The following is a 10,323-nucleotide window of genomic DNA, read 5'->3' as shown; positions in this document are numbered from 1 at the left end:
TGAAGCGCAGCACATATAAGTATGATAAGGAGAAGTACAACGGCCATTGCTGAAGCAAGACCGACCTTCTGGCTTGTATGTGCTATCTTGTTCATGATGATGAAGTAAGTACCTGTTCCGTTTGCACCTGTTGTGATAACGAAAGGCTGCTCGAAAGCACTGAGTGATCCTGTTATTGCTAAAATTACATTTAATGTAACGATTGTCTTGATACTTGGCAGTATGATATATCTAAACTGCTGGAATTTATTTGCACCATCAAGCTCTGCCGCCTCATAAAGTTCTGCATCTACCGACATGATAGCTCCAATGAAGAGAACCATCATCTGTCCAAGGTATCTCCAGACCGAGGTTGAAACCAGTGTCCAGTTGTTGACACTCTGGTCTTTGAGCCAGTATGGAAGGTTGTCTAAGCTAAATCCACACAACTGAAGGATTGAGTCAAACACGAATCCTCTTGTGAAGAAGAATTTGAAAATGAAACCTACAGCGATACCACTGATAAGATAAGGGAAGAAAATAAATCCCTTGAAAAGGTTACCACCTTTTACTTTGAAACTCAGAAGAGTTGCAAGGAAAAGTGCAAGCACTAACTGTACAAGTGCTCCTACGATGTAATACAAACTGAGCTTTAATGCACCGAAACAGTCTTTTCTTGTGAATACATCGATATAATTTGCTAATCCTACGAATTCTCTCTTTTCTACAGGCGTCGTATATTTCATCTTGTAGAAACTAAATTTAACCATCTCTCCGAATGGTATATATGTAAATACTAATAGCAAAAGCAATGGGATAATTGCGAAGGCTGCGCATATTATAACCTGCTGCCCCTTCCTGCTTGACGCCCATTTACCAAAGCCGGATTGTTTTTTGTTAGCCATACTCATTCCACCGCCTTTTTTTTAATAAACCGGGGCGGGCAATCCCACCCCGGTCTGTAGCTTATTCTTACTTATTTATATTGAAATCTTTATTACTTCTCAGTAACTTCGATTCCTAATGACTCCTGAGCATCTGACCACTTCTGATTCCACTCAGCCATGATATCATCGAATGACATGTCGCCATTTGCAGCATGCTCGATGATGGCCTGGATCTTGTCGTTACCACCATTGCTTACGTTAAGCTCTGACTCTGAGTTGAGCTGGTTGAGGTAATCCTCCTCGCCCTCAAGAGCTGCCTCGTCTGCAACGAAGTCAACACCGTCGAATGAGATCTTTGACTCTGAACCAGGAACAATTGCAAGTGAATCCTCGTTGTAAGCATATCCTGACTTCTCTGTCATCCACTTAACAAATACAAGAGCTGCCTGTTTCTCATCATCTGAAGCGTTTACGTTGATACCGTAGCAGTAATCTGCACCTGATGAAGCGTACTGCTTACCATTTACTGAGATAGGGAAAGGAATGTATCCGATATCGTCTGCGTTAGGTCCGCCTGCTTCCATCTGTGGGTATGCCCATGAACCAAGTACCATACATCCGATCTCGCCGTTGTTGATCATTCCCTTACATGACTCCCAATCTGTTGTTGAGTAATCATCCTCTGTAAGTCCCTGTGATACTGCATCGTAAAGGATCTTATATACTGCATAAGCATGTGTATCGTCGCCATAGTTCTTGAATGGATCCTTTGTATGGGCTAACTTCTGGTTCTTGTATGTAGCATCGCCTGTTGCTGTGATTGAGATATAATCATCCCAAGCTCCCATTGTCCAGCCTGCTGCATAGTTTGTGTAAAGTGGAATACAATCCGGATTCTTATCCTTGATTGCCTTGAGTGCTGCGATGAACTCCTCTGGTGTCTTAGGTACGTCTGTCACACCTGCATCAGCAAATACCTTCTTGTTGTATACGATACCCTGTGTTGTAGCTGCAAGAGGTACTCCATATACCTGACCCTGATAAAGCCATCTGTTTGAGTAATTTACAAGACTGCTCATTGTATCATAATCGCCAAATGACATGAAATATGTTGAAAGGTCTGCCATATCAACTGCCGGGATACACATTACTGTCTCGTAGTTTCCTGACTGAAGATGTGTAAGAGCATCATCTGCATAGTTTGTATCTGTGATAACATCAACCTTGATATTTGGGTACTCCTTGTTGAAGTCCTCAAGATACTGCTTCCAGTTCTTTCCGCCGTAGTCATCTGAGTCCATATCAGTTCTGTTGTTGTAGAACTTGATCTCCGCTGAAAGATCTGTGAAGTCTGTTCCTAACTGGATGTCTGCATATGACTTGATTCCCTCAGCATCAGCTGTTGTGTCATCTGCTGAATCACTTCCTGCTGCCTCTGTGGCAGCCTTTGTTGCCTCTGTTGTGTCCTTGTTATCGCTGTCTGAGCCTCCACAACCTGCAAGTGATGCTGCCATAAGACCAGCCATTGCGATACATGCAATACGCTTTGATTTCATAGTTTTGTCCTCCTTAAAACCTTCTTTGTTTTTAACTTTATATTAAGTATACATTAATTTACTTTTTAGTCATCACTCAATTTTGTTTTTAATCACAGTATTTTGTACTTTTCGTTAATTTTACCATTATCGTTATTTTTTTTCTAATATCGTATAGACATTTTATCTATATATTTTTATCTTTAATTAGCATTTTATTGTTTTTTTAGCTAATTAGCCACTAATTTATATCGCTTTTAGCTTGTGATGATTGTTTAATAATTGTATTATTATGGATAGGAGGTGGTTTACATGTTAGCTAAAGAATTAATTTCCTGCACTGTACTGTCAGGTTACAATATTCAGAAAGGTATTGAGAACGCAAGATTCCACAGTGCGTTCTTTACATATGAAGAATCAATGATTAACGATGGCCTGATTCATCTTCTGGCCAACGGCGATATTTCTTTTGCTTATTCATGCAGTTATACCTTCTCTTTCATTCCGTGTTACCATTTCTTCTATATATATGAAGGAACTCTTACAGTAACATCGGGCAGCAGCAAATCATCATATTCCAAGAATACAGCCGCGCTTTTTGAGGCAGGATCAGAAATAACATACACCACGAACGGCAAGTGTCGTTTCTACGAGGCATTCATCCTCGGAGCTCCACTTCGCCTGTATCACGAGTTTCTCCCCGAATCCATATATTATAAAAAGGACTCTGCCGGAGCCTCTGTACTCTGGAGCCATCTTTCACTGATAAGCAGACTCCAGGGGGAGTTGTCTGCCACCGATATTTTCAGAATTTCCAAATGGTTTAATGATATCCTGACCGAATTATGTGTATTTATTGAAAACTCATCCAAGAAGATGGATTGTGTGCCTTCTTATCTTTTATCGGTAAAGAATCAGATGGATACAAACTACGCCGAACCAATGTCGCTTGATGACCTCGAGGCAACTTACAGGATCAGCAGATACAGGATATGTAGAGAATTTTCATTTCACTTCGGTGAATCACCTATGCGCTATCTCAACAGTCGCAGGATCGATGCCGCCAAAAGGCTCCTTCTCACAACAGATCTGTCCGTCCACGAGGTCGGATCCCAGGTTGGAATCGAGAACACAAACCACTTTATCAACTTGTTCAAAAAAGACACCGGTACAACTCCGCTGTCTTTCAAGCAGGCTGCACCGGTGTCTATTTCCGATTTGCATTACAATTGATATGTAGTTTTATTATCGTTTCATTATCGTTCTATTCTGGCGACGCTATCCTTTATCACGATTCGTCCATCCACAACAAATATGCCATCAGTATATTTTTCGTTGGATATCTTTTTTATAATCTTATGCATGGTTCTCTCTGCCATCTCCTGCATATTGATCTCGTATGTGGTCACGCCTATATCGCAGATTCCAGGATACATGTAATTATCAAACCCCACAACGGACACATCCTCAGGAACTCTGTAGCCCGCAGCATTGAGTATCTTTATGAGCGTAGCTGCCGCAAGATCACAGTTGCACACAAACGCTGTAGGCATATTTCCCGGAAGTTTAAAACACTTCTCCTCGTCAAACTGCCCCGTCTTCACATCTCTGTCCGGAATAACCCAGTCTTCTCTGAACGGAATATCATGCTCCAACAAAGACTTTCTATAGCCCAAATATCTGTCAGTTATACTGTTCGTTGAACCTATCGTGCCAACATATGCAATATCTCTATGTCCCATATCATACAGATAATTAGTCAGCATATAGCTTCCATAGAAACTGTTTGCTATAACCGTGTCTATCGGCCTCGAATTGTCATAATAATCCACATACTCTATAGGAACCTTGGCTGTCTTCTCCAGCTTTTCCAGGTATTCCTTACCCATGGAACCTACAACAACCATTCCATCAACCTTGTCATCCTCCAAGAGCATAGGCATCTCAGCATTCAATACACTATCTCTGGAAACAAATTCCAGCATAGTAAAGCAACCTCTTGCCACCGCTTTTTTGTTAAGCACCTGATATAACTGCCAATAGAACGATGGATACTTTCCAAGGTATATCTCCTGGATGAGCACTCCTATATTATACTTTTTCTTTGCCGTCTTCTTTCTGATCTCAGATGGTGACTGATATCCCATCTCATCTGCCAACTGTTTGATCTGTGCTCTGAGTTCCTCGCTGACACCCTTCTGATCTGAAAGTGCCTTTGAAACCGTCACGGTACTCACGCCAACAATGGCAGCTATGTCTCCCAATTTTACTGATTTTGCCATAACTAGTCCTTCTTATTCTATTTTTTCACGTGGTTAAATAACTTAATTTTTATTTTATTTTTAAGTTAAACTATTGTCAAGTACAAAGTGATACAGTCTGCTCATATAATCTCCACGCATAGTTTCAATGAGCATTCCGGCATTCATGAGGAGATCTCCCCCATACACTTTCTCCGTTCCGTCAAGTCTGTAACCAGCAGTCACGTCAAGCCCTAAAAGTTTTATCTTTCTACTGTGTACGTTAGGTCTTCCAAGCACCTGAACGTAAGTCACCAACGCCTCACTCTTATCCTTTGCAACAACCATCCAGCAATCATACAGTCCATTTTCCCTGTACGATGCAACCCTATAATAATCACCCTCCCTTACAAGGTCATTATATTTATGATACATAGACACCTGCTCAGGGATCATCGCACGTTCTTCTTCACTTATTTTTGTGATATCGAGTTCATAGCCAAATGTTCCCGCCAGAGCCACATGTGCCCTGGTCATAAAAGGTGTACTCCTTCCAACTGTGTGATTAGGGCAATCCGACACATGGGCGCCCATGGTCGAAAGTGGATATATCAGTTCCGTTCCCTCCTGTATAGAAAGTCTCTCTATGGCATCCGTGTCATCGGAGCACCATATCTGCGGACTGTAGTAAAGCATGCCAGGGTCAAATCTTGCACCACCGCCCGAGCAGTTCTCAAGCAAAAGATCTGGGAAATCGTTAACAAGGCGCTCTTGCAGCTCATATACTCCAAGCACATACCTGTGAGCCAATTCTCCCTGCCTGTCTCCGGTGAATTCTACGCTGCCGATATCCGTGAGCTGTCTGTTCATATCCCACTTAACATACTCAATATTTGCGGATGATATCACGTTATGCACACATTCATACACGTAGTCTCTAACTTCTTTTCTCGAGAGATCAAGCACGTACTGATTTCGCGATAATGTAGCCGTTCTCTCCGGAACCGCAAACGCCCAGTCAGGATGCTTTCTGTAAAGTTCAGAATCAGGGGAAATCATTTCAGGCTCCATCCATATTCCAAATTTCAGCCCCAGCTTATTCACCTCATCAACAAGATGTTTCAAACCGCCCTTGATCTTGTTTTCATTTACAAACCAGTCTCCAAGACTTGTGGCGTCATCATTTCTATGTCCAAACCAGCCATCATCCATGACCAGCATCTCTATTCCATGTTCTGCCGCACTCTTTGCTATCGCAAGGAGCTTATCGGTATCAAAGTCAAAATATGTAGCCTCCCAGTTGTTGATGAGGACAGGTCTCTTCTGATGAAGATATTTGCTCCTTATCATGTGGCATCTGTAAAAATCATGAAGATTTCTAGTCATCTGTCCAAGTCCATCATGGCTGTATGTAAGCACAACCTCAGGCGCTGTAAACGTCTCTCCAGGCGTGAGCCACCACTCAAATCCCTCTGAATGTATGCCCATGACTGCGCGTATGGAATCAAACTGTGATTTCTCTATCTGTGCGATGAAGTTACCCGAGTACACAAAATGCATTCCATATACATCACCCGTAGTCTGATCTGTACCCTTTGTCATCCATGCCATAAACGGATGGTCCTGGTGGGATGACTCACCGCGGAGAGAGATTACACTCTGCTTGCCATAAGCTATCGGGCGTCTCTCGATCTGTCTCTCCCTGGCCCATGAGCCATGAAGAGTGAGCATCTCAAAATCCTCGTCATCCATATCTATACATGCAGAATATACCTTTGTGAGCCTGATATCCCTATCACCTGCATTTTTCACGCTCACACTTCTGGTTATAACATCCTCATCCTCAAACACAGAATATATCAGGTCAACATCAATGCCACATCCCCCATCCATCATATGGACAACGAGAGTCTGAACCTCCTCTTCTCCCGCAAATGATGCCGGAAGGCCACTAATCCCCGGCTTTCCATTTACAATATCGTAATCCACAAATTTCAGATCAACGGTTCTGCTGCCATTTGCGGTCTTTACTGCAATACAACTCTCCCTGTAGTCTCCTATTCCATTTCCGGAATACTCTGTAGGAAATGTGTCCATAAATGAACATCTCTCCCTGTTATTCTTGGACGGAACAAAAGGAGCCTCACACGTTCTCAAAAACTGATCACATTTCTGCGGACGAATCTTCTGTCCATAATATATATGTCCGACAAACCCCTCTTCATCGACGATTCCGATCCGGTAACTCGTGTTTCTCGTATCAAGTTCAAATATTCTGTTTGCCTCATCATATCTTATGCTCATATGTATCTATAGTCTCCTCGTTTTATTTATGGGTATCACTCTCTGCTTATGTATTCAAGAAATTCAAGTGCAAGATCCATATTCTTGGCATTCTCACCAAATCCCACTGCAACATCCATTTCATACCAACCGGTATCCTTCACCCAGGAATTATCACCGATCTTTATTCCGACAGGTATCTTCTCACCCGTTTCAATAACCGTTGCATACACAAACGAATCTTTATACTTTTCTTTCAGTTCATCAGTCAGCACCTTATCAAGATCCTGCATATATCCGAACTCTCCAAAACTCATGACAAGGTCTGTGTCGGCAAAGAACACGTCCACCGCATTCGCCATGAATTTGTTCTGTATAAGCTGTAGACTATCCTGACTCATGGCATCATTCGGATCAGTTGATACGCCGATCCCTGTACTTATGCTGACATATTCCTTCTCCGCATCAAGGCCATTTTCACTGAGGAATTCCTCATAGTATGCCTTGTCATTCGCCGCAGATTCCTGTTGTGTAGTGTTGACCGCAAGGATGTTGAGTGCAGCAGATTCCGCCGTAAAATGTTTTACGACAAGGAATACAACTATGCCAACAACAACAAGTGCAAATAGAGCCTTCGGGGCATAATACTCCAGTATATATTCCCTTTTCTGCTGTTTGTTCATAAGACTGAACTTCTGTTTCTCAGACATATGCTCATCCACATCCAAGACACTCTCCGGCTCTCGTTTCTCTTTTTCATCGGTTTTCTCATCGATGATATGTCCAGCGATACTTTTTATATTTTTCTTTTCTATTTCTCTCTCTTTTTTTATTTCTTTTTCTATTTCTATTTCTTTTTCTGGCATATAATCTCCTATACTACTCCTATACGCGTTTGCCACACACTGCCGTTACTTTATACATTGTAGCATTTTTTAGTTAATTTTTAAACAGGTTTTTAGCATTTTTAACTATATTTTACTTTTACAAAAGGGACCTCAGCCTCAAAGCCGAGATCCCTCTTGTTCAGCGCATTGGCTGGAAAGTGCATTCGTATGTTAATTTTTGTAGTATATGGAAGGAATGTTTTTATTTTTCGGCAGTAAATTCTGCCATACTTTGTGATTGTTTATTTAACAAGCTCCTGCACACATGCTTTCATCTCGTCTATCTTTGACATGGCATTTTTTAGGCTGTTTTCATTCACGCCAAAGTAGAATTTGATCTTTGGTTCATTTCCGGAAGGCCTAACCGCGAACCACGCATTATTTTCCAGCTCATAGTACAGCACGTTCGACTTTGGAAGGCCCATATTCTCCTCCTCGCCATCAAGCGGCTTGCGGATTCCGCTCACATAGTCCCTCATGCCGATAACCTTGATACCTGCAAAGGTCGTAAGTGGATGGTTTCTGAAGTTCTCCATCATCTCCTTAATCTGTGCTGCACCATCTACACCCTTTAGAGTTATCCCAAACGCACCTTCAAAGTAATAGCCATATTTGCGGTAAACCTCTTCCATGGCATTACAGATGGTTTCTCCCTGCAGCTTATAAAATGCTGCTATTTCACATAAAATGACAACGGCTGCGCAGGCGTCCTTGTCACGAGTGTAGTCTCCTACCAAACATCCAAAGCTCTCCTCCATTCCGAAGATGAACTTGTATGTGTTGTTCTTCTCAAAGAGAAGTATCTGCTCACCTATGTACTTGAATCCGGTGAGTGTCTCTATATATTTCAGTTTGTAATTCTCTGCTATCGCCTTTGTAAGATTGGTGCTGACAACCGTGTTACAGATAGCTCCGTTTGCCGGCAGCTTGCCGACTGCCTTCTGCTCGCGGCATACATATTCTGCTATCAGGGCACCTGTCATATTGGCATTGAATCGGACATATGGATATGCCGGATCATCTGCAAATTCCGTGTCCTTCCAGATTCCCGTGCTGTCCTTGACGTATATTCCAAGTCTGTCTGCATCAGGATCTGTGGCCATGATAACGTCCGCATCAACCTTCTTTGCCAGTTCTATTCCCATGGCAAATGCTGATGGTTCCTCCGGATTTGGTGACTTGACTGTACTGAAGTCCCCGTCAGGAACAGTCTGCTCCTCTACAACATATACGTGCTTGAAGCCAAGTCTCTTGAGCACTTCCCTTACAGGTACATTTCCTGTTCCATGAAGTGGTGTGTATACTATCTTGATATCGTCTGCAACCTTCGGAATTATGTCGCCGTGGATGGTCTGCTTTATGAGCGCCTGATAATAGTTCTCATCAACACTTGCAGGAACCATACAGAACAGACCGTCTGCAACCGCCTTGTCCTTGTCCATGGTCTTGACATCCTCGTATCTCTCTACATCCGCCACATGCTTCAGGATATCCTGATCCTGAGGGGATACGATCTGGCTGCCGTCCTCCCAGTACACCTTATAGCCGTTGTACTCAGGTGGATTGTGGCTTGCTGTTACCACGATTCCGGCTATACATCCAAGCTCTCTCACTGCAAATGACAGTTCAGGTGTAGGGCGGAGTGCATCAAACACATAAGTATTTATGCCATTTGCATTGAGACACAGAGCTGATGCCTCTGTGAACTCTGCTGACATATTTCGGCAGTCATGTGCAATTACTACACCTCTCTTAGCAGCCTCAGGGCCAACCTCAAGTATGTATTCTGCAAGGCCCTGTGTAGCCTTTGTAACTGTATATATATTCATTCTGTTGGTTCCAGCACCCATGATTCCGCGCATTCCGCCGGTTCCAAATTTCAGATTCTTGTAGAATCTGTCCTGGATCTCTTTGTCATCATCTGCGATACTTCTAAGCTCTTCCTTGGTCTTCTCATCAAAGCAGTCTGACTCAAGCCAGAACTTGTATTCGTCCATGTAACCCATCTTTTTTACCTCCACCTTGTAATTATTTTTAGTCGCGACCGCGATCTTCGAACCTATTTTCTGCTGACATTTATTTGCCAGCCATTTCGTTTCTTACCAATCATCCCGTTTTATGAGAACATCGCCTTCACATTTGCCGCAAGCCCGTCAAGCTGCTCTGCCGCATCCTCCTGTGAGTTTCCCTTTACCCCGAGATAGAACTTGATCTTCGGCTCTGTGCCTGAAGGTCTCACAAGGAACCATGCGCCATCCGCAAGCTGATAATATATCATGTTGGACTTTGGAAGCACCGCCGCCTCGGACTTGCCTGTCGCTGCGTCTGTCTCTGTTCCAAGCTTGTAGTCGTAGATCTTCTCCACGCTGTAAGTTCCGACCTTCTGCACCGGATTATCTCTCAGCGTCTGTATCATTGACTGTATCTTTGCAGCACCCTCGCGTCCGTCAAACTTCATGGTCTGAACCTTCTCTTTGTAGTAACCATATTCCTGCCACAATTCAACCATTCT

At 42.9% G+C, this 10,323-nt stretch carries 7 protein-coding genes and 1 pseudogene; 1 reads left to right on the top strand and 7 read right to left on the bottom strand.

All coding sequences use genetic code 11. The annotated features are described in order from the left end of the window. On the bottom strand, positions 1 to 890 hold an 890-nt coding region (locus tag CCU_RS10945), incomplete at its 3' end, for a carbohydrate ABC transporter permease (RefSeq protein ID WP_208896178.1). Between the two features lie 86 nt (positions 891 to 976). Beyond that, the gene (locus CCU_RS10940) at positions 977 to 2,422 is read right to left on the bottom strand and encodes an ABC transporter substrate-binding protein (RefSeq protein ID WP_015534703.1); all 1,446 of its coding nucleotides are present in this window, start codon (positions 2,420 to 2,422) and stop codon (positions 977 to 979) included. 291 nt (positions 2,423 to 2,713) lie between these two features. On the opposite strand from CCU_RS10940, the gene CCU_RS10935 reads away from it, so the two are divergent. After that, positions 2,714 to 3,634: a helix-turn-helix transcriptional regulator gene (locus CCU_RS10935; protein WP_015534702.1), complete on the top strand. Its 921-nt coding sequence runs from the start codon at positions 2,714 to 2,716 to the stop codon at positions 3,632 to 3,634. A 23-nt stretch (positions 3,635 to 3,657) separates the two neighbouring features. On the opposite strand, the gene CCU_RS10930 is transcribed toward CCU_RS10935, so the two are convergent. From CCU_RS10930 to CCU_RS10910, 5 genes and pseudogenes are all read right to left on the bottom strand, one after another. Continuing rightward, on the bottom strand, positions 3,658 to 4,683 hold the full coding sequence (locus tag CCU_RS10930) for a LacI family DNA-binding transcriptional regulator (RefSeq protein WP_015534701.1): 1,026 nt from the start codon (positions 4,681 to 4,683) through the stop codon (positions 3,658 to 3,660). Between the two features lie 60 nt (positions 4,684 to 4,743). Beyond that, the gene (locus tag CCU_RS10925) at positions 4,744 to 6,945 is read right to left on the bottom strand and encodes an alpha-galactosidase (RefSeq protein WP_015534700.1); all 2,202 of its coding nucleotides are present in this window, start codon (positions 6,943 to 6,945) and stop codon (positions 4,744 to 4,746) included. 35 nt (positions 6,946 to 6,980) lie between these two features. After that, a complete protein-coding gene (locus tag CCU_RS10920; RefSeq protein ID WP_015534699.1) occupies positions 6,981 to 7,790 on the bottom strand; it encodes a hypothetical protein in 810 nt (269 codons plus the stop codon). 263 nt (positions 7,791 to 8,053) lie between these two features. Then, positions 8,054 to 9,817, bottom strand: a complete 1,764-nt coding sequence (locus CCU_RS10915; RefSeq protein WP_015534698.1) for a phospho-sugar mutase — start codon at positions 9,815 to 9,817, stop codon at positions 8,054 to 8,056. A 110-nt stretch (positions 9,818 to 9,927) separates the two neighbouring features. Beyond that, positions 9,928 to 10,323 (bottom strand): annotated as a pseudogene (locus CCU_RS10910) (phospho-sugar mutase); the annotation flags it as partial.

The organism is Coprococcus sp. ART55/1, assembly GCF_000210595.1.
Classification (GTDB): Bacteria; Bacillota; Clostridia; order Lachnospirales; family Lachnospiraceae; genus Coprococcus; species Coprococcus aceti.
The sequence above is the reverse complement of the archived record's forward strand: the minus strand, read 5'-3'. Positions and strand labels throughout refer to the sequence as shown.